At 65.5% G+C, this 18,843-nt stretch carries 19 protein-coding genes and 1 riboswitch; of the genes, 13 read left to right on the top strand and 6 right to left on the bottom strand.

The annotated features are described in order from the left end of the window. Together DXK94_RS21565 and DXK94_RS19220 are read right to left on the bottom strand one after the other, a co-directional pair. On the bottom strand, window positions 1-595 hold a 595-nt coding region (locus tag DXK94_RS21565; protein ID WP_220272991.1), incomplete at its 3' end, for a uracil-DNA glycosylase. Window positions 596-812: 217 nt separating this feature from the next. Beyond that, a complete protein-coding gene (locus DXK94_RS19220) occupies window positions 813-2,018 on the bottom strand; it encodes a cobalamin-independent methionine synthase II family protein (protein WP_115526141.1) in 1,206 nt (401 codons plus the stop codon). A 12-nt stretch (window positions 2,019-2,030) separates the two neighbouring features. Continuing rightward, a riboswitch (SAM riboswitch) is annotated at window positions 2,031-2,137 on the bottom strand. Window positions 2,138-2,362: 225 nt separating this feature from the next. Here DXK94_RS19220 and DXK94_RS19225 point away from each other — a divergent pair. The 6 genes from DXK94_RS19225 to DXK94_RS19250 all read left to right on the top strand — a co-directional run bounded on the left by DXK94_RS19225 (window position 2,363) and on the right by DXK94_RS19250 (window position 7,836). After that, window positions 2,363-3,412, top strand: coding sequence for a M14 family zinc carboxypeptidase (locus DXK94_RS19225; protein ID WP_258868620.1), 1,050 nt, complete (start codon window positions 2,363-2,365; stop codon window positions 3,410-3,412). 259 nt (window positions 3,413-3,671) lie between these two features. After that, window positions 3,672-4,961: an adenylosuccinate synthase gene (locus tag DXK94_RS19230; protein ID WP_079598167.1), complete on the top strand. Its 1,290-nt coding sequence runs from the start codon at window positions 3,672-3,674 to the stop codon at window positions 4,959-4,961. 309 nt (window positions 4,962-5,270) lie between these two features. Next, a complete protein-coding gene (locus tag DXK94_RS19235) occupies window positions 5,271-5,621 on the top strand; it encodes a YegP family protein (RefSeq protein ID WP_079598166.1) in 351 nt (116 codons plus the stop codon). Between the two features lie 295 nt (window positions 5,622-5,916). Next, window positions 5,917-6,468 (top strand): RNA polymerase sigma factor, encoded by a 552-nt coding sequence (locus DXK94_RS19240; RefSeq protein WP_115526143.1) that lies wholly within the window; start codon window positions 5,917-5,919, stop codon window positions 6,466-6,468. Then, a complete protein-coding gene (locus DXK94_RS19245) occupies window positions 6,465-7,352 on the top strand; it encodes a hypothetical protein (RefSeq protein WP_115526144.1) in 888 nt (295 codons plus the stop codon). Before DXK94_RS19240 ends, DXK94_RS19245 begins: the two co-directional genes overlap by 4 nt. Window positions 7,353-7,410: 58 nt before the next feature. Continuing rightward, window positions 7,411-7,836 carry a CoA-binding protein gene (locus DXK94_RS19250; RefSeq protein WP_115526145.1) on the top strand — a complete coding sequence of 142 codons (426 nt, stop codon included), beginning with the start codon at window positions 7,411-7,413 and terminating at the stop codon, window positions 7,834-7,836. A gap of 27 nt (window positions 7,837-7,863) precedes the next feature. Here DXK94_RS19250 and DXK94_RS19255 read toward each other — a convergent pair whose 3' ends face one another. Beyond that, on the bottom strand, window positions 7,864-8,892 hold the full coding sequence (locus DXK94_RS19255) for an isopenicillin N synthase family oxygenase (protein ID WP_079598162.1): 1,029 nt from the start codon (window positions 8,890-8,892) through the stop codon (window positions 7,864-7,866). Between the two features lie 45 nt (window positions 8,893-8,937). On the opposite strand from DXK94_RS19255, the gene DXK94_RS19260 reads away from it, so the two are divergent. From DXK94_RS19260 to DXK94_RS19280, 5 genes are all read left to right on the top strand, one after another. Continuing rightward, window positions 8,938-9,345 carry an MmcQ/YjbR family DNA-binding protein gene (locus DXK94_RS19260; protein WP_115526146.1) on the top strand — a complete coding sequence of 136 codons (408 nt, stop codon included), beginning with the start codon at window positions 8,938-8,940 and terminating at the stop codon, window positions 9,343-9,345. Continuing rightward, window positions 9,338-9,895: a DUF1990 family protein gene (locus DXK94_RS19265; RefSeq protein WP_115526147.1), complete on the top strand. Its 558-nt coding sequence runs from the start codon at window positions 9,338-9,340 to the stop codon at window positions 9,893-9,895. The genes DXK94_RS19260 and DXK94_RS19265 overlap by 8 nt, the downstream gene beginning before the upstream one ends. Then, window positions 9,892-10,209, top strand: a complete 318-nt coding sequence (locus DXK94_RS19270; protein ID WP_115526148.1) for a putative quinol monooxygenase — start codon at window positions 9,892-9,894, stop codon at window positions 10,207-10,209. The genes DXK94_RS19265 and DXK94_RS19270 overlap by 4 nt, the downstream gene beginning before the upstream one ends. After that, on the top strand, window positions 10,209-10,502 hold the full coding sequence (locus DXK94_RS19275) for a DUF503 domain-containing protein (RefSeq protein WP_115526149.1): 294 nt from the start codon (window positions 10,209-10,211) through the stop codon (window positions 10,500-10,502). The genes DXK94_RS19270 and DXK94_RS19275 overlap by 1 nt, the downstream gene beginning before the upstream one ends. A gap of 389 nt (window positions 10,503-10,891) precedes the next feature. Further along, a complete protein-coding gene (locus DXK94_RS19280) occupies window positions 10,892-11,533 on the top strand; it encodes a hypothetical protein (protein WP_258868622.1) in 642 nt (213 codons plus the stop codon). A 99-nt stretch (window positions 11,534-11,632) separates the two neighbouring features. On the opposite strand, the gene purL is transcribed toward DXK94_RS19280, so the two are convergent. From purL to purS, 3 genes are read right to left on the bottom strand one after another with little or no spacing between them, the layout of a single operon-like run. Next, window positions 11,633-13,942, bottom strand: coding sequence for a phosphoribosylformylglycinamidine synthase subunit PurL (gene purL / locus DXK94_RS19285; protein WP_079598156.1), 2,310 nt, complete (start codon window positions 13,940-13,942; stop codon window positions 11,633-11,635). After that, window positions 13,939-14,712, bottom strand: a complete 774-nt coding sequence (gene purQ / locus DXK94_RS19290) for a phosphoribosylformylglycinamidine synthase subunit PurQ (protein ID WP_115526150.1) — start codon at window positions 14,710-14,712, stop codon at window positions 13,939-13,941. Before purQ ends, purL begins: the two co-directional genes overlap by 4 nt. 1 nt (window position 14,713) lies before the next feature. Further along, on the bottom strand, window positions 14,714-14,965 hold the full coding sequence (gene purS / locus DXK94_RS19295) for a phosphoribosylformylglycinamidine synthase subunit PurS (RefSeq protein ID WP_003798434.1): 252 nt from the start codon (window positions 14,963-14,965) through the stop codon (window positions 14,714-14,716). Between the two features lie 256 nt (window positions 14,966-15,221). Between purS and DXK94_RS19300 the strand changes: the two genes are divergently transcribed. Together DXK94_RS19300 and DXK94_RS19305 are read left to right on the top strand one after the other, a co-directional pair. Continuing rightward, complete coding sequence (locus tag DXK94_RS19300; RefSeq protein WP_079598154.1) at window positions 15,222-15,407, top strand: hypothetical protein; 186 nt, start codon at window positions 15,222-15,224, stop codon at window positions 15,405-15,407. 340 nt (window positions 15,408-15,747) lie between these two features. After that, a complete protein-coding gene (locus DXK94_RS19305; RefSeq protein ID WP_395930081.1) occupies window positions 15,748-18,786 on the top strand; it encodes a S8 family serine peptidase in 3,039 nt (1,012 codons plus the stop codon). Window positions 18,787-18,843: the final 57 nt, after the last annotated feature.

Genomic DNA, 18,843 nt, shown 5'->3' on the forward strand with positions numbered 1-18,843 from the left:
CGGCGTAGGCCACGCGCATGTCCTCGAGGTACTCCTCCTGGCGGGCGGGGGAACCGGCGAAAGCGCGTCCGCTCAGGGACCGCACCTTGTAGGTCTTCAGGCCGCGGCGCCAGAGCAGCGGCACCTCGGTCTTCAGCAGCAGGTTGGCCAGGCGGTTGGCTTCGGTGCCGTGGGCCACGATCACCGAGGCGCGCGGGACCAGTGCCAGGAACTTCAGCAGCGGCTTCAGGCCGGCCTGGATCTGGTCCGGGGTGAACTTCCCGTTGACCTCGCCCGGGACGTGCCAGGGGTGCACGTTCCAGGGCATGACGAACTCGGGGCGAAGGCCCAGCTTCCACTGGATGCCGAGCATGCGGGTAGCGGCGTCCTGGTCTCCCGGGGTGATGAAGCCGGACTCGTCGGCCGCGCCGATGTTCGAGAACAGGCTGATAATGCGGCATTCGTCCACGTCATGCATGGGGTCGACGTAGGGCACTACCGTGCCGGGCCGGGTCTCCTGCAGGGAATCGCACAGTTCATTGACGGCGGCAACATTGGGTTCGTAGCGGCGGCTCAGGAGCTGCTCATGGAAAGATTCGGGGGCCAGGGCTGTCATGTAGTGCTGGATCTCCTGCGGGGATTGGCGGTGCTGCCGCCGGCGGATATGGGCGCACGAAGGCGCCACATATGAGCGGCGGTTGAGATGGGGTGGACCGATTCCGGGTCGGCCTGTTCCAGTTTAGCAAGCCCGGAGAAACGAAACGCCGGTCCCCTGCATCCAATACTGTGGAGCAGGGAACCGGCGGTCCTGGCTGGCGGAGAAGGGGCGGCTGTTACCAGAGCCGCTTGGTTGCCCGGCGGGCGCCTTCTCCCAGTGCTTCAAGCTTGGCGACGGCGATCTGGGGGTGGACGCGCCCGCCCAGGCCGCAGTCCGTGGAGGCAATGACGTTCTGGCGGCCCACTACCTCGGCGAAACGGACAATGCGGTCTGCCACGAGGTCCGGGTGCTCCACCACGTTGGTGGCGTGCGAGACGATGCCGGGGATGATGACCTTGCCCTCGGGGAGCTTGGTGTCCTCCCACACCCGCCACTCGTGTTCGTGGCGAACGTTGGCGGCCTCAAAGGAGTACCCGCCGGCGTTGATCTGCAGCATTGTGTCCACGAGGTCCGCGAACGGGAGGTCGGTGGTGTGGGGGCCGTGCCAGGAGCCCCAGCAGAGGTGGAAGCGCACCTGCTCCTCGGGAAGGCCGCGGAGGGCGTAGTTCAGCGCTTCCACCCGGATCTGCGTGAACTTGAGGTAGTCCTCAACGGTGGGTTCCGGACTGATCTGGTCCCAGTTCTCAGCAATGGAGGGATCATCGATCTGCAAAATGAGGCCGGCGTCCACGATGGCCTTGTACTCCTCGCGGAGTACGTCCGCGCAGGCGTAGATATACTCCTCCTCCGTGGCGTAGTACTCGTTGGTGATCCGTGATGCGCTGCCGGGGGAGAGCGCTGCCACGAATCCTTCTTTTAATCCGGTTGCGGCAAGGCCTGCCTTGAGGTTGGCAGCGTCCGAGGCCACCGCGTCCTGGCCCGTGTACACCAGCGGTCCCGTGACCTTCGGGAACGGCTTGGCGCCGCCAGTGAAGATGCCGCTGGTGGGATCGTTGTAGGCCTCGGCAAAAAGGACGCGGTCGCGGCGGTGGATGAATCCCGTCAGCTGGACGTTGCCGGGGGCGGATTCCTTCGGCTCAACGGCCCATGTGGCGTCATTGTCCAGTTCCAGGCCGCCCATCCGGGCAAATGAGTAGGACCACCATGCGCCGTAGTCCACAGCGGCGGACATCGCGTGGCCGTACTCGCCGTCGTTCGGGATATCGATGCCCAGGCTTTGCTGACGCTGGACCAGGTCCACAACGGAAGCGGTGAGGAGTTCGTTGTATCCCTCCACGTCGGCCGGGTTTTCCTCGCGCGCCGCGTTGGCGGCGATGAGCTCGGGCGTGCGCGGCAACGAACCTGCGTGGGTAACGCGGATGTGGTCGGTGTTCAGGGACATGCTGGATTTTCCTTTCCATCGGTCCTGGCAGTAGCACCTTCTGCAGGCAGGACGTGTCCTGCCCTGACGGGTTGCTGCGGCGTCATTGAGCCAGGTCTCTTGGCCGCTCCGGATGGTTCACTGTCACTTAAATCCACCATCGCGGGCGGGGGCAAATTCGCTTCGCCATATGTCGCGCCGCGTTAACAGCTTTCGATTCGTAATAACTGGGTGCGGACACCAGTCATGTCCATTGACAGGTTCTGTCCAGCTTGGTTGGCTGATGTCACAGCCGGCAATGGGGGACATAGCGGGCTGGACGCACCTAATGCACTCGAAAGAGGTAACGCACCGTGAGAAAAACCGTGGCAACTTTCAGGACCCTGGCCGCCGGAGCCCTTGCTCTTGCCGTTGTGGCAGGACCGGCACCGCTCGCCCATTCAGTGGGTGAAGGTCCGAACTACGACGGTAACGGCCAAATCACCACCTCGAAGCTGGCCAGCTATGACCAGATGGTTTCCTTCCTGAAGGACCAGGATGCCCGCCAGTCCGCCATGGAGCTTGAGGTCATCGGGCAGACCGTCAAGGGACGCGACATCCACCTGGTCAAGTACATTTCGGACCCGGCGAAACCCACCATCCTGTACCTCACGCAGCAGCACGGCAATGAGCAGCTCACCACCGAAGGCGCCCTGGAATTCGTCAAGCACCTCGGGACGGGCAAGTCGGAGGACATCCTGGACGGCGTGAACATCCTGATCGTTCCCATGCTGAACGCCGACGGCGCCATGGGGGACGTGAACTTCCCGCTGGATGACTACCTGGCCAAGGGTGACCGCAACATGACCCGCTACAACGCCGAGGAAGTGGACCTCAACCGCGACCACGTGGACAAGATCCAGCCGGAAACGCAGGCGCTGCACAACAATGTGATGCGCCAGCACAAGATCGACTACATGATCGACCTGCACCACCAGGGCACACGCAGCGAACGCGACGGAAAGCTGGTCTCGGGGTCCATCCTTTACCCAACCACACCCAACGCCGATCCTGCCGTGGTGGAAAAGTCCAAGCAGCTGGGCGCCGTGGTGTTCAACAACGTCGACTCCACCGGCTGGGGCCACCTGGGCAAGTATGTGGGCGGCAGCGCCGAAACCATCAGCCGCAATGGGATTGCCGTTGAGTACGGCATCGCAACCTTGCTCTTCGAAATGCGTGGCATGTCCGACCACTACGCGGACGGCGTCGCCCTGGGCCTGCGCAGCAACGGTTACCTGATCCAGCAGACCGTGACCACGCTGACTGCAACCGCGGCAGCAATTGCGGACGGCTCCATCGCCGACGCCGACACCTCCTTCTGGGACAGCCTTGCCACCCAGACGTCCCGGCCGGGCGAGGAAGCCGACGGCGAGTAGCCATAACGCCCACCCGCCGCGGTCCTTGCCTGCAGGAGTCCTTTACCCTGCAAGAAGGACCGCGGCGGCCCAACGAGTGGACAAAGTCGCTCATCGGCTAAACTTGGGTGGTAAGAGCCCCGGAACTCTTGCATCGCTGCCCCGTCCCGCGGACCAGCGACGGCCGGTCCATTCGGGGCATTCTCATGAACGGCGCCGCACCGGGCAAGCCACCTCCATGGCCGGACCCGGGCAGCCCGAACGAATGGGGGAGGATCCCATGCCAGCAATTGTGATCGTAGGAGCCCAGTGGGGCGACGAAGGAAAAGGCAAGGCCACTGACCTTCTGGGCGGCCGCGTGGACTACGTCGTCAAGCCCAACGGCGGCAACAACGCCGGGCACACCGTCGTCGTAGGCGGTGAAAAGTACGAACTCAAGCTGCTGCCGGCAGGCATTCTCAGCCCCAACGCGGTTCCCATTATCGGCAACGGCTGCGTGGTGAACCTCGAAGCACTCTTCCAGGAAATCGAAGGGCTGCAGGCTCGCGGCGCAGACACCTCCAAGCTCCGGGTTTCCGCCAACGCCCACCTCGTGGCCCCGTACCACCAGGTCCTGGACAAGGTGACCGAGCGGTTCCTGGGAAGCCGCGCCATCGGAACCACCGGACGCGGCATCGGCCCGGCCTACATGGATAAAGTGGCCCGGCTGGGCATCCGCGTGCAGGACGTCTTTGACGAGTCCATCCTCCGGCAGAAGGTGGAGGGCTCCCTGCGCCAGAAGAACGAACTGCTGGTGAAGGTCTACAACCGCCGCAGCGTCCTGGTGGAGGAAATCGTGGAGTACTTCCTCTCCTTCGCCGAGCGGCTCCGTCCGCTGGTCATCGACAGCACCCTGGTCCTGAACACGGCGCTCGATGAGGGCAAGGTGGTCCTGATGGAAGGCGGCCAGGCAACATTCCTGGACGTGGACCACGGAACCTACCCGTTCGTCACCTCCTCCAACCCCACTGCCGGCGGCGCCTCGGTGGGTTCCGGCATCGGCCCAACCCGCATTTCCCGCTCCATCGGCATCATCAAGGCGTACACCACACGCGTGGGCGCCGGTCCGTTCCCCACCGAGCTTTTCGACGAGATGGGCATGTACCTGCAGAAGACCGGCGGGGAATTCGGCGTCAACACCGGGCGCCCGCGCCGCTGCGGCTGGTACGACGCCGTCCTGGCCCGCCATGCATCCAGGGTCAACGGCTTCACGGACTACTTCGTCACCAAGCTGGACGTCCTCACCGGCATCGAGCAGATCCCCGTGTGCGTGGCCTACGACGTGGACGGCGTGCGCCATGACGAGATGCCCATGACGCAGACCGAGTTCCACCACGCCAAGCCCATCTTCGAATACTTCGAAGGCTGGACCGAGGACATCACGGGTGCCCGCACCCTTGCTGACCTGCCCGAGAACGCCCGCAACTACGTGCTGGCCCTGGAAAAGCTGTCCGGCACGCGGTTCTCCGCCATCGGCGTGGGCCCGGACCGTGACCAGACCATCGTGGTGAACGACCTTATCAACGACTGACGTGTGGGCCCACGCCCGCAGGGTTCCCTGGCCGAGCTTGCGAGGCTAGGGAGTGGGTGGGGACGACGACGGCGGGTCACCCGAGTGGGTGGCCCGCCGTTTGTCTTCCCAAAAGTATGGCAATTTACATAGGGTTAACCCGGCTGGTCTTGTGAGGCTGCGTCATTGGACGACAGACTTATCAACACCACGTGATGCAATCACCAATTCGTTCGACCAAACCCGCGGGAACATGCGCAGCACCGCGCACAGACCAGCTGGCGACAAGGATGTCGCCGGGCAGGATCCCGCAGACCGGAAGGATTTCTTATGGCCGGAAAGTTCGAAGCTTTTGTCGACTCAGATTCGTTTTTCAGGTTCCGGCTTCTGGCCCCCGATGGCACGGTGATGGCGGTGTCCGGGCCTTTTGAGGACAAGTCCGCACTCGCCGCCGGGATCGCCGCCGTCCGTGAATGCGCAGGTACCGGTCTGGTCACCGATCTCTGCCCTGCCGGGGCAGTAACCAGGAGCTCCGCCGCGGCTCCCGCTGTTGCTCCAATGAGGCCCCAGGCTGACTGCGATGACCAGCGCGTCCCCGCCAGGGTGCACGCTTTTACGATCGCCAAGGAACCGCGCCGGCAGGGGAGTGCACCGCGCTGGATCCCGGCCGCGGCCCGCTGAACCTCCTCCAAAAAGTTTTGGAAAGTTTTTTCAGGAACGCGTAACCCTTTCGCCGTCGTCAGCGATTACCCCTATGTAGCGCCGGTCTGGAACTTGTCCCCCATCACGTTCCAGACCGGCTCTTTCATTGATCCGGTGGCAGGGGCAGCTGCCTCATGCCGGAACCGGTGACGCCCGTGGCGGTCCCGGCGCAGTGGTTACCGAGGGGTAAAGTAATGCGGGGAAAAGCCGTTCCACCCCTGTGGAAGGCCTTCCCGGGCAAACAAACCCCTCTTTGACTGGAAGCACTACGTCCGTGACCGATGCACTGACCGACGAGGCTTTGCGGGATGAATCCCGCCAGGCTGACGTGTTCAGCCTCGTCTACCGGACGTATGCATCACAGGTTCTGGGCTATCTCACAGCCCGGGGAGTCGAGGATCCGGAGGCGGCAATGCAGGAGGTGTTCCTCTCCGTCCTGCCCCGGCTTGCCACTATGCACGGTGGTGCCGCAGGACTTCGCACATTTATTTTCTCTGTAGCCCACGCCCGCATGGTCGATGACCACCGCCGGCAGAACCGCACCCCCGCAAAACTGCCGTTCGAGCCCGAACTGGACCGGCGGGAAGACTCATCGGCCGAAGACGTGGCGCTGGAGCGCATCTCCCCGCAGGAGGTCCTCCGGCTGCTGGACGGACTTCCCGGTGACCAGCGGGAAGTGCTGTCGCTTCGCCTGGTGGCCGGGCTCACCGTTGAGCAGGCGGCCGAGGCCATGGGCAAAACGGCGGGGGCCGTGAAGCAGCTTCAGCGGCGCGCGCTCCTCAAGCTGCGGGAGCTGTCCGGCGTGAAGGAGTACCTCACACCATGACGCGCTCCCCGGACAGCCTGCACCACCTGGTGGATGACATGCTCAGTGACGCTGGCCAGGCCGGCGATTCCGATCTCCGTAGCATCCTCCTTTCACTCGGATCTTTGGCGTCCCTTCCCGTGCCCGCTCCCTCCGGCCCGCTTGCCCGGTTGATGGCGGGTTCCGCGACGGAAGCCGTGGAACCTGCGGCAGCGGGCTTAAACGTGCTGAAGGATGTCCAGGATGCTGCCGGCGATGAGCTGGCGCTGCGGCGGCGGTTGCGCCGGCACCGGCCAACTGTCCTGGGCCTTGCCCTGCTTGCCGGCATGGGCACCGGGATAGGAGGAGTCGCTGCCAGTTCACCCGCTCCCGACGGAGGCAGCCACTCTGTTCAGCAGCTGCTGGAAAACTGGTCACCGTCCTGGACCATCCAAGGACAGGCCGCCGCCGGACTGGTGCAGCCGGATGACCCGGATGGCGTGGACGGTCCCGGCGCAGGGCAGCCTGCCGCGGAACCGGTGTCAGCAGGACCCGGTCCTGCTGACAGCCATCATCTGCAGCAGGACCCCGCACCCGGGCCGCAGCAGGCAGCGGAACCCCGCCCGTCGGCCGTGGCCTCCGGTGAGGCAGGAAAAGCTCCACGTGCCCTTGCCGGCGGGCAGGAACCCGGACGGCGCAACCCTGCCGCCGGGACTGCCACCCCAGGAGAAGGCGGGCAGCGGCAGCCGGGCGGCGGCGGCCCTGCATCCGGCCTGGAGAAAGAACCTGCTGATGAGGCCGTCCTGCCGCCCGTGAGCATTGTTGTGGAGCCGCTGGAGGACGTTGTCCTGCAGGCTGAAGATGCCATCGGGGCAGTGGCTGAGCCTTTGCCGGGGAACAGGTGGCTGCGGAAGTTCAGCCGGTAGCCCAGACTGGGCGCCGGGGCATGGCCGGGACGCAAAGTCCGCCCGGTAGGCTAAGCGCATGGGCCATACCAACGATCCTGCTGTCATTGAACGCCTTATGCGCACCAAAGGCCGGTGGGCCATCGTGGGCCTCACCACCAACGAATGGCGCGCCGCCTATGACACGTCGCTGTTCATCAGGGACCGGCTGGGCATGGAGATCATCCCCGTCAACCTGCCCGGTGATCCGGTGCACGGCCAACAGGGGTACCGCACCCTGGGTGACATCCCGCGTGAAAAGCACCCCATCGACGTCGTGGACTGCTTCGTAAACTCCCACAGGGTGGGAGCGGTGGTGGATGAGGCCATTGCCGTGGGCGCCAAGGCGGTCTGGCTCCAGCTGGGAGTGATCGACGAGGATGCGGCGGCGCGGGCGAAGGCTGCCGGCCTGGACGTGGTGATGGATGCCTGTCCCGCCCAGCAGGCCTGGATATTCAACAACTGATCCTGCCGTCCGCCCCGGCCGGGCTCCTCAGCGTGTCATCAGGTGGGGATAGTGCCGTTCGGTGACATCGGGGTGGGCGCGCATCCGGCCCTTCAGCATGTTGAGCCCGAACGAGGCCAGCAGCGGGTTCGCGGGGTCATCCGTGATGCCCCTCGCCGCTGCCTTCAGTTCGGGCGGCAGGGGTACCGGCTTGATCACGGCGTCCAGCCGGGGGGACCAAAAGAACGGGACGGAGTACCGGTCCACGCCCGGCGGCGGTGCCTGCACGCGGTGGATGGTGGCGGCGAGGTATCCCTCGGTTGCCACTTCCAGCATCTCGCCCAGGTTCACCACCAGGGCGCCCGGGATCGGCTCCACGGGCAGCCAGCCGGTGGCCCCCGGGGGCTGCACCTCCAGACCGCCCACGCCGTCCTGCAGAAGGAGCGTCACGAACCCGTAGTCCGCGTGCGAGCCCACGCCCTGGTCTCCGGCTGCCTCCACCACGCCGCCAACGTAGTGCACCAGCTTGCCCATCCAGGCAGGAGAGTCGCGGAACGGTTCGTCGAAGTAGTCCTCGGGCAGTTGGAGGGACACCGCAATGGCCCGCAGGAGCTCCATTCCCACCGCGGACATCAAATCGGCCCACGCCATCGCCGCCGGCTTGAGCTCGGGGAAGGACTCGTCCGGCCAGAGGTTCGGCCCCTGAAGCAACCAGTAGGGCTCGTCCGCCGAATAGCTGCTGACGGGCTCCCGTTCCGGCGAGTAATCGATCTGCTCACGCGCGTCTGCCCTGCCCTGCGTCACCTCGGTGCCCATCCGGGTGTATCCCCGGAAATGGGGTGAGAGCCGGTTGTCCAGCTTCATCCGTTCCTCGAGGGGGAGGTCGAAGAAGCGCCTGATGACATCCAGGAGGTGTTCAGCCTGGCCGGGGGAGGCCCCGTAACCCGTGATCTGGAAGAAGCCGACGTTATGGGTGGCATAGCGCAGTTGCTCGATGAATTCCGGACTGAAAGACCCGTAGGGCTGCCGTGCGGTGCTCAGGTCCAGAACAGGAATGGTGCCCTGATCGTGTGACATCCTCGCAGACTAGCACCGCAGTGGCCCGCTTTATAGGCTGGCGTGATGGACCCCGAAGCATTGAGGAAAATCTGCCTGTCATTCCCCGGCAGCTATGAGGATTATCCTTTCGGCCCGGAGACGGCGGTGTTCAAGGTCCGGGCCCACACCGCCGCCGGTGCCCGGCAGGAGGCCAAGCTCTTTGCCCTGTCCTCGATGGACCCTCAGGACTTCTACGTCAACCTCAAGTGTGAACCGTCCCTTGCGGTGCAGCTCCGTGCGGCCAACCCCGAAATCACGGGTGCCTGGCATATGAACAAAACGCACTGGAACGGTGTCCGGCTGGACGGCGCGCTGCCGGACAGCATGGTCAGGGACATGGTGGAGGACTCCTACGACCTGGTGGTGGCGGGCCTCAGCCGGAAGCAGCAGGCGCAGCTGGGATGGGCCCGACTGGGAGCGCCGGATGCGTGACGGGAAGCGGCACGTGAAAGGGGTCCTCGACTACCCCGGAATAGGAAGTACCGAACAGGGCAACGCACCCGCGGACTACTCCCGGGTGCTGAAGGAGGTCCACCTGGGCAATGGGCTTGCGGTCTACGGGCGTGTGGCCCGCGGCATCCTGGGCTGGGAACTGCAGCGGCGGGCCGGGCTGCGTGTCCGTGCCGATTCGCCTGAGGCGGTCACGGGAGCGCGGGTGGTGAGCGGGTTCGGCGTCGGGCCTTTCAGGCTCAACGCGCCGTGTGAAGTGGTCTGGGTGCGGCAGCCCTCCCCGGACGGCTTGCCGCAATCGGCAGGGTTCGGATACGGGACGCTGCCGGGGCACCCGGCCCGTGGCGAGGAATCCTTCGAAGTGGAGATCGACAGCAATGGGGACGTGTTCCTTCGGATCCGGGCTTTCAGCCGGCCCGCCAACTGGTTCTACTCTGCAGGCGGACCGGTAACCCGGGCCGCCCAGCGCTACGTCACCTCCCGGTACATTAAAGGGGCACGCATCCTCGCCGCGGAAGGGACATCCCCGTGATTTTTATCGTCGTCAAATTCAAGGTCAAGCCGGAGTGGTCGGAGCGCTGGATGGACCTGGTGGCTGACTTCACCCGGGCCACCAGGGAGGAGCCCGGCAACCTGTGGTTCGACTGGTCCCGCAGCGTGGAAGACCCAAACGAGTTCGTCCTGGTGGAGGCCTTCAAGGACGACGCCGCAGGCGACCATGTCAACAGCGCCCACTTCAAGCAGGCCATGGCGGACATGCCCCAGGCCTTGGCCGAAACACCCCGGATCATCAGCCGCCAGCTCGACGGCGACGGCTGGGACAGGATGGGGGAGCTGACCATCTGATGTGGATCGGCTGGATTGAATTCGACATCCTCCTGGGCGACGTCCAGAGCCTGAAGGAGAAGCGCTCCGTCATCAGGCCCCTGCTGGCCGAGCTCAAGCGCCGCTTTGATGTCTCCGTGGCCGAGGTGGGGGACCACGACCAGTACCGGCGCTCCCAGGTGGGGGCCGGCCTGGTGGCAGCAGACCGCGCCCACCTCGTGGAGGTGCTGGCCGCCGTCGAACGTCTCGTTGCGGGCAGGCCCGAGATCGAGCTGCTCAGCGCCCGGCAGCGGGAGATCCACAGCGAGGACTGACCCATCGATTGCTCCGTAGCTGCCGTTCTGATCCGGGAAAACGACATGTACGGAGCTTTCGATAAGAGGTGTGGATAACTTCCGCGGTCTTTCGCTGATTCTGGTGTCATGGACCGATGAAGACCCCACGTCCGCTGCCGGAGGAGCTCCGGGGGCGCCCCTTCACCATTGCTGACGCGTCGTTCACTGGAGTGTCTCCGCGGCGCTGGCGGCACCGCTCGTTGGAGCGCCATGGCAGGGGTATCCGAATGGAACGCACGACGGCGGAACTCCCCTTGAATGCCAGGGTGAGGCCTTTCATTGAAGTGAATGAGCGGTGCGCCGCCTCCCACCTGACGGCGGCGGAGCTCCTTTCGCTGCCGCGTCGACAGCGAAAGGAGCCAAACGATATGTTTCACATCATCCGTCCCGAAGGTGCGGCACACCTCAACCGGCCGCACGTAATCGTGCACCGAATGAAGCTCTACGACGACGAAGCCACGGTCCATCAGGGTATCCCTGTCACCACGCCGGAACGTACGTGGCTGGATCTCGCTGAATTGCTGACCGTGGATGAACTTGTAGCGGCTGGGGACAGCTGTGTGCGTGTGCCCCGTCCGGAGTTCGATGGCCGGGACATGCCGCTGTGCACCATTGCCGATCTTCAACGGATGATCGACAGGCACAAGGGAAAGCGTGGGCTGCGCAAAGCCAAAGAGGCCATCAAGATGGTCCGCGTTGGCTCCGACTCACCCCAGGAAACACTGCTTCGGCTGGCTGTGGTGCGGGCCGGACTGCCCGAACCCGAACTGAACGTTCCCATCATTGCGGAGGACGGGACACGGCACCACGAACCGGATCTCTCCTACCGGAAGTACCGCATCGGTATCGAATATGAAGGTGAGCACCACGGGGAGGAACTCCAGGTGGTCCGGGACATCAGTCGGTCAGAACGATACTCTGCCCTGGGGTGGACCGAAGTTCGGATCTCGAAGCGCCACATGCCCAACGACGCGAAACCCGCGGTGGCCAAGATCCGCACGGCGCGCTGATTCAAGCAGGCTGGCGGGGGAGTGATTAAGAATCGATTGCTCCGCACTTGTCGTTCTGAGAGGTCAAAACGACAAGTACGGAGCAATCGATGGAGACTATTAGCCGAAGTACTTCGGCAGCGTCCCCTCGTGGGCTTCGCGGAGGGCATCCAGGGACAGGCTCTCCACGCCGTTGATGTCCAGTGTGCCGCTGGCTGCGTCCACGACACCGATACGGGTGTGGGCGAAACCGCGGGCGGTGCACATGTCGGTGAAGCGGACTTCCTCCGAGCGGGGCACGCCCACAACAGCGCGGCCCTGGGACTCGGAGAACAGCGCCGTGAACAGGTCCACGCCGTCCCGGTCCAGGACGTCCTGCAGCGCAATCCTGGCGCCGACGCCGTAGCGCAGCGAGGACTCCACCAGGGCAGCGGCGAGGCCGCCCTCGGACAGGTCGTGGGCCGAGTCGATCATGCCGTCACGCGACGCGTTGATCAGGATCTCACCCAGCGCGCGTTCGGCGTCGAGGTCTACCTTCGGCGGCAGGCCGCCCAGGTGGCCGCGCATGTTGGCCCATTCGGAACCGTCCAGCTCGGCGGCCGTGGTGCCCAGCAGGTAGATGGCCTGGCCATCCTCACGCCAGCCCGACGGCGTGCGGCGGGCGACGTCGTCGAGCTTGCCCAGGACCGCCACCACGGGGGAGGGGTGGATGGGGGTGGTGCCCGTCTGGTTGTACAGGGACACGTTGCCGCCCGTGACCGGGATGCCCAGCACCATGCAGGCGTCGGACAGGCCGCGGATGGCCTCGGCCAGCTGCCACATAACATCCGGGTCCTCGGGGGAGCCGAAGTTCAGGCAGTCGCTGACGGCCATGGGAACGGCGCCGGAGGTGGCGACGTTCCGGTAGGCCTCGGCCAGCGCCAGCTGCGCGCCGTGGTAGGGGTCCAGGTAGGTGTAGCGGCCGTTGGCGTCGGTGGCCAGGGCCACGCCCAGCCCGGTTTCCTCGTCCACGCGCACCACGCCCGCGTCATCCGGGAACGCCATGGAGGTGTTGCCGCCCACGTACCGGTCGTACTGGTCCGTGATCCAGGACTTGGAGCACATGTTCGGCGATGCCACCAGCTCGGTGACGGCCTTGGCCAGCTCAGCCGGAGCGGAGGGGCGGCCGGCGTCCTGCACGGAACCGGTGAAGGCGTCCGCCTGGACGTCGTCCTGCCATGAGGGACGGGCAAACGGGCGGTCGTAGACCGGGCCGTCGTGCGCGACGGTGCGGGGATCGACGTCGACGATTACCTCGCCTTCCCAGGTGATGATGAGGCGGCCGCTGTCGGTCACCTCGCCCAGCCAGGCGTATTCCACAGCCCACTTGTCCATGACAGCCTCAAACGCTTCCACGTTCTCCGGCGTGACCACAGCCATCATGCGTTCCTGCGACTCGGACATCAGGATTTCGCCCGGGGTCAGCGTTGGGTCGCGCAGCAGCACCGAGGTCAGCTCGACGGCCATGCCGCCGTCGCCGTTGGAGGCGAGCTCCGACGTGGCGCAGGAGATGCCCGCGGCGCCCAGGTCCTGGATGCCCTCAACCAGCGAGCCCTTGAACAGTTCCAGGCAGCACTCGATCAGGACCTTCTCGGCGAAGGGGTCGCCCACCTGGACCGCGGGGCGCTTGGAGGGCTTGGTGTCGTCGAAGGACTCGGACGCCAGCACCGAGGCGCCGCCGATGCCGTCGCCGCCGGTACGCGCACCGAACAGGACAACCTTGTTGCCCTTGCCCGAGGCGTTGGCCAGGCGGATGTCCTCATGGCGCATCACGCCCACGGCCAGCGCGTTCACCAGCGGGTTGCCCTGGTAAACGGAGTCGAAGACCATCTCGCCGCCGATGTTGGGCAGGCCCAGGGAGTTGCCGTAGCCGCCGATGCCGGCAACGGCACCGTGCATGACACGTGCAGTGTCCGGGTGGTCGATGGCGCCGAACCGCAGCGGGTCCATGACCGCTACGGGGCGGGCACCCATGGAGATGATGTCGCGGACAATGCCGCCGATTCCGGTGGCTGCGCCCTGGTAGGGCTCAACGAACGACGGCGAGTTGTGCGATTCGATCTTGAAGGTCACGGCCCAGCCGTCCCCCAGGTTGGTCACGCCGGCGTTTTCGCCGATGCCCACCAGCATGTCCTTCTTCATCTCCGGGGTCACCTTGTCGCCGAACTGGCGCAGGTGGTTCTTGGAGGACTTGTAGGAGCAGTGCTCGCTCCACATGACGGAGTACATGGCCAGCTCGGCGCCGGTGGGGCGGCGGCCCAGGACCTTGACGATCTCGTCGAACTCGTTCTGCTTCAGGCCCAGTTCGGCCCAGGGCAGTTCCGTGTCCGGAGTCTTCGCGGCGTTCTCGACGGTGTCGATATTGAACTTCTTGGTGGTGTCGATGCTCACTTGTCGCCTCCCACAATCTTGGTCAAAACGGAGGTGAAGAAGCCCAGCCCGTCGGTGTCGGAGCCGCCGATGCCGTCCAGCGACTCGGGGCCGAAGCCCGGTTCCGTGGCGTGCTCCGGGTGCGGCATGAGGCCCACCACGTTGCCGGCGGCGTTGGAGATGCCGGCGATGTCGCGGCGGGAGCCGTTCGGGTTGAAGCCCACGTAGCGGAACACCACGCGTCCCTCGGCCTCAAGGGCGTCCAGGGTCTTCTCGTCGGCGATGTACTGGCCGTCCTGGTTCTTCAGCGGGATGGTGATCTCCTGGCCCGCCTGGTAATCCAGGGTCCACGCGGTGTTGCTGTTTTCGACGCGCAGCACCTGGTCGCGGCACAGGAACTTCAGGTGGTCGTTCTTGATCATGGAACCGGGCAGCAGGTGCGATTCCGTGAGGATCTGGAAGCCATTGCAGATACCCAGGACAGGAAGCCTTGCGTCGCTGTTGGCGGCGTCGATGATCTTCGACATCAGCGGAGCGAAACGCGCGATGGCGCCGGCCCGCAGGTAGTCGCCGTAGGAGAACCCGCCGGGGATGACGACGGCGTCCACGTCGCCGAGCTCGGTGTCGCCGTGCCAAAGTTCGACGGCGGTGCCGCCGGCGAGGCGGACCGCGCGGGCGGCGTCGCGGTCGTCGAGGGTTCCGGGGAAGGTGACGACGCCGATGCGGGCGCCGGCAAGGCGCGTCTCGGCCGCGACTGCAACGGCTTCGCCGATCAGGGGAAGTTCAGTCATTTCAGGCCTCGACGACCTCGACGTTGACGACGTCCTCGATCACGGGGTTGGAGAGGAGGGTCTCTGCGGCGTCGCGGGCCTGGGCCAGGATGTCCTCGGTCACCTCGCCGTCGACCGTCAGTTCAAAACGCTTGCCCTGGCGGACAGAGCTGAAGCTGGTGAAGCCCAGCCGGGGGAGAGCGCCGACGATCGCCTTCCCCTGCGGGTCCAGAATCTCGGGTTTGGGCATGACGTCAACAACGATCCGGGGCATCCGGTAACTCCTGTGCGTGAGCTTGGGTAAGGGCGCAGCGGAGTGGTGCCGTCTCACGCCGTACCGGGTTGGGGAAACTGTTGTGGTTGACAGTGAGGACGGGCGCTCCGCGAGCTTGCCATCCCATTCTACCGGCCTCAGCGCCCCTGCTTGTATTCGGCCAGTCCAGGCCTGCGGGCACGGTGTTCGGCGGGTCCTCCTGACCTTGTCTGTCCAGGTTCTGGAGTTGCCGAACCGGCTTCACTAGGATTGCGGGATGGCAGAGAAATCGAAGTCCGTCCTGTTGCCGATGGTTGCTGCGGCGGTATTCGCCGGACTCGGCAGGATGGTGCTGCAGAAAGTCAAGGCTGACCGCTTAGCGCGGGAAAACCGCGTGGCCGGTCCGGTCGATGAGAAGACCCGGCAGTGGATCAGCGACGTGGTCCGCACGCCGCGGCAGTAGCCCGGCCAGCTCCTCCGCGCCGCCATCAGGGCGCCCTTCGGGGTGCCCTTTTTTCGTGCCCGGATCATGCTGCGGGCACTCGGGGGGAAGGCAATTTTGCAGCCTGTGTCCTATGTCATATTCGGCTATCACTCTGTACTGTTTGAACTGGCTGGTCTCATTGATTACAAGACCTGTAAACCAATATGCCAGGCCTGTCGTTTCGGGCCCGCAACCATAGCCGGGCCGGTACATCGTGAAAGGGTTGCACGTGAGATCAACTGGAAAGAGCCCCGTCAGGGGCGGGGGATTCCGGAAGGCGGCGTCGCTCGCCGTCGGCCTGCCGCTTCTCCTGACGTCGATGGCCATAACTCCCGCCACCGCGGTGCCGGCCAGCCAGGACCGGCAAACAGCAACACAGTCCGGGGCACCGCAGTTCAACGACGGCCGCTACATCGTGGTGCTGGCCGGGGCGGCGGCAGCAGCATACGAAGGGGAAACGCCCGGACTGGGCGCAACCAAACCCCAGAAGGGCAGGAAGCTTGACGCCGGCAGCCCGAACTACAACGCGTACGACGCGCACCTCCGCAAGCAGCAGCGGGACGTAGCGGCAGCCCAGGGCGTCACGCCAGCCAGGCAGTACACGGCGGCCCTCAACGGTTTCAGCGCCGAGCTGACCGCGGCCCAGGCCTCCGCCCTGTCAAAGGACAACCGCGTCCTGGCGGTGGCGCCGGATGTGGAAAACGCCCCCGACTACACCACCACGGACTTCCTCAAGCTCACCGGCCCCGACGGTGTCTGGGCAAAGCAGTTCGGCGGGGAAGCAAACGCGGGTAAAGGCGTGGTGGTGGGCGTCATCGACTCCGGCTACGCACCGGACAACCCCTTCCTCCAGGGTGAACCGGTGCAGCCGCTTCAGGGGCAAGCGCAGGTGGGCGTTCCCTACCGCACGGCTGACGGCAAGATTGCCATGCTCAAGGCCGACGGCACCACGTTTACCGGGGAATGCCAGAAGGGCGAAGGGAGCGGCGCGGCCTTCGACGGTTCACTGTGCAACTCGAAAGTCATCGGTGCGCGCTACTTCGCGGACTCCTTCCTGCAGTACGTGGCCCCTGGAAACCGCGCACCGCAGGAACTCATTTCACCCGTCGACGTCGGAAGCCACGGAACCCACACCGCCACGACGGCCGCCGGAAACGCGAAGGTCGATCAGGTGATCGACGGTGCCGGCTTCGGCAGGAGCTCGGGCGTTGCTCCCGCCGCAAAGGTGTCGGTCTACAAGGTGTGCTGGGAAGACACCAGCCCGGACACCGGTGGCTGCTACTCCTCCGCTTCCATAGAGGCAGTGGAAGCCGCCATCAAGGACGGCGTGGATGTCCTGAACTACTCAATATCGGGCAATAACAACAGCACCACCGATCCCGTGGCACTGGCCTTCCTGAACGCTGCCGCGGCCGGTGTGTTTGTCTCCGCCTCCGCCGGCAACTCCGGTCCCGCCGCCTCCACGGTCAACCACGCCTCGCCCTGGCTGACCACCGTTGCCGCGTCCACTTTCCCGCGCGAGCTGCTCGGTACCGTGAAGGTCTCCGACGGCTCGCTGTACCGCGGTGCGTCCATCATGAAAACGGAAGTTGCGGACAAACAGGTGGTGGTCGCTGCGGCGGCAGCCGCGGCGGGAGCTGCGAACCCCAACCTCTGCGGCCCCGGCAGCCTCGACCCGGCCAAGGTAGCCGGCAAAGTGGTGGTGTGCGACCGCGGGGTGGTGGACCGGACGGCCAAGAGCCAGGAAGTCCAGGCCAAGGGCGGCGTGGGCATGATCCTGGTGAACCTCACCAGCAGCTCCGAGGACGCGGACAACCATGTCCTCCCCACCGTGCACGTCAACGCCCCGAAGAGCCTGGAACTGAAGTCCAAGCTGGAGGCTAACCCCGCCCTGACGGTCAGCCTGGTCAAGGGCGACCTGACCGGTGAACCGCCGGCCGCCGTCCCGCAGATCGCCGGATTCTCCTCCCGAGGCCCCTCCCTGGCATCCGGCGGTGACCTGCTCAAGCCCGACATCGCAGCACCCGGAGTCAACGTTTTGGCCGGCGTCTCCACCATCGGAAACGACGGGGAACAGTTCGGGTTCATGTCCGGCACGTCCATGGCCGCACCCCACATCGCAGGTTTTGGTGCCCTGGTCCTCAGCAGGCAGCCTGCGTGGAGCCCCGCCATGGTGAAGTCCGCGATGATGACCACGGCCTACCCGCTGGTCAACGCGGACGGCTCCGCCAACACCGATCCCTTCCAGGGCGGTGCCGGCCACATCGATTCCACCCGGGTCCTTGACCCCGGGCTGGTCTACAACTCGGGCATCAAGGACTGGCTGGGCTTCCTGAACGGGCAAGGAGTGGACACCGGGGTACCACAGGCAGGCACCATCGCCGCCCGCGACCTCAACCTGCCGTCCATCGCGCTGGGCAGCCTTGTGGGGGAAGTCCAGGTCAAGCGGCAGCTGACGGCGCTGGTCCCGGGCATGTACCGCGCGGAAGTCACCATGCCGGGCTTCAGCGTCCAGGTGGAACCCCAGTCACTGAACTTCTCCAAAGCAGGCCAGAGCCGCGAAGTAACACTGACCATCCGCAACGTCAGTGCCGCCGTCGGCACGTTCAGCACCGGAACCCTGGCCTGGAAGGGTCCCCGCACGGTGACCTCGCCTATCGCCATCCGGCCTGTTGATGCACAGATCGCTCCCTCCTTCTCCTTCAGCTCCGCCACCGGCAGCGGCAGCGGCACCATGGAGCTCGTGTCCGGCTCGGACGCCCCGATAGCAGTCGGCGTTGAGGGGCTTGCCCCACTGAGCCAGACCGCCATCACCAAGACCCCCGGGGCGTATGCGCCCACCAACGATGCGCACAATGCCCTGATGCAGGTGAATGTCCCGGCGGGATCGTCCTTTGCCCGCCTGGGCGTCCAGGCCCAATCCGACGACGTCGACTGGGACATGGTGGTATACGCGCCGAACGCCTCGGGTGGACTGACGGCAACCCAGGTGGCCACCGCCTCTGCCAGCGAGTTCCTGGAACTTGAGGCGCCGCGGGCGGGCACGTACTACATCGTGGCCAATCTGTACTCCACCCCGGACAACGGGGCGGCCAGCGCGGCGGTCCAGGCAGTGACGTTTGCCGGTGATGCCGGCAACCTCACGGTGGAGCCGAACCCCATTGTCGCTCCGAACGGCACGGCCACCTCGGCCACGGTGTCCTGGTCTGGCCTGTCCGAAGGGTCCTACCTCTCGCGGCTGAGCCTGGGCGGGAACGGCATCCGGACCTGGGTGAACGTCCAGGTGGGTCCAGCGGCCTCCGCCGCCCCGGCCGGGGCTCCGCCCCTGGCCCTCACCCAGGCGCTGCCGTCAACCTGATAATCACAGTGCACCAGGCCTAGGGTCCCGGACGGCAAAACCGTCCGGGACCCTTGT

Source organism: Arthrobacter sp. RT-1 (genome assembly GCF_003367205.1).
In the GTDB taxonomy this organism is placed as follows: domain Bacteria; phylum Actinomycetota; class Actinomycetes; order Actinomycetales; family Micrococcaceae; genus Arthrobacter.

Excerpts from the sequence above, each read along its gene's own strand:
- DXK94_RS19220 (WP_115526141.1), bottom strand. The coding sequence starts at position 2,018 with ATGTCCCTGAACACCGACCACATCCGCGTTACCCACGCAGGTTCGTTG.
- DXK94_RS19230 (WP_079598167.1), top strand. The coding sequence starts at position 3,672 with ATGCCAGCAATTGTGATCGTAGGAGCCCAGTGGGGCGACGAAGGAAAA.
- DXK94_RS19235 (WP_079598166.1), top strand. The coding sequence starts at position 5,271 with ATGGCCGGAAAGTTCGAAGCTTTTGTCGACTCAGATTCGTTTTTCAGG.
- DXK94_RS19245 (WP_115526144.1), top strand. The coding sequence starts at position 6,465 with ATGACGCGCTCCCCGGACAGCCTGCACCACCTGGTGGATGACATGCTC.
- DXK94_RS19250 (WP_115526145.1), top strand. The coding sequence starts at position 7,411 with ATGGGCCATACCAACGATCCTGCTGTCATTGAACGCCTTATGCGCACC.
- DXK94_RS19255 (WP_079598162.1), bottom strand. The coding sequence starts at position 8,892 with ATGTCACACGATCAGGGCACCATTCCTGTTCTGGACCTGAGCACCGCA.
- DXK94_RS19260 (WP_115526146.1), top strand. The coding sequence starts at position 8,938 with ATGGACCCCGAAGCATTGAGGAAAATCTGCCTGTCATTCCCCGGCAGC.
- DXK94_RS19265 (WP_115526147.1), top strand. The coding sequence starts at position 9,338 with ATGCGTGACGGGAAGCGGCACGTGAAAGGGGTCCTCGACTACCCCGGA.
- DXK94_RS19275 (WP_115526149.1), top strand. The coding sequence starts at position 10,209 with ATGTGGATCGGCTGGATTGAATTCGACATCCTCCTGGGCGACGTCCAG.
- DXK94_RS19280 (WP_258868622.1), top strand. The coding sequence starts at position 10,892 with ATGTTTCACATCATCCGTCCCGAAGGTGCGGCACACCTCAACCGGCCG.
- purQ (WP_115526150.1), bottom strand. The coding sequence starts at position 14,712 with ATGACTGAACTTCCCCTGATCGGCGAAGCCGTTGCAGTCGCGGCCGAG.
- purS (WP_003798434.1), bottom strand. The coding sequence starts at position 14,965 with ATGCCCCGGATCGTTGTTGACGTCATGCCCAAACCCGAGATTCTGGAC.
- DXK94_RS19300 (WP_079598154.1), top strand. The coding sequence starts at position 15,222 with ATGGCAGAGAAATCGAAGTCCGTCCTGTTGCCGATGGTTGCTGCGGCG.
- DXK94_RS19305 (WP_395930081.1), top strand. The coding sequence starts at position 15,748 with ATGGCCATAACTCCCGCCACCGCGGTGCCGGCCAGCCAGGACCGGCAA.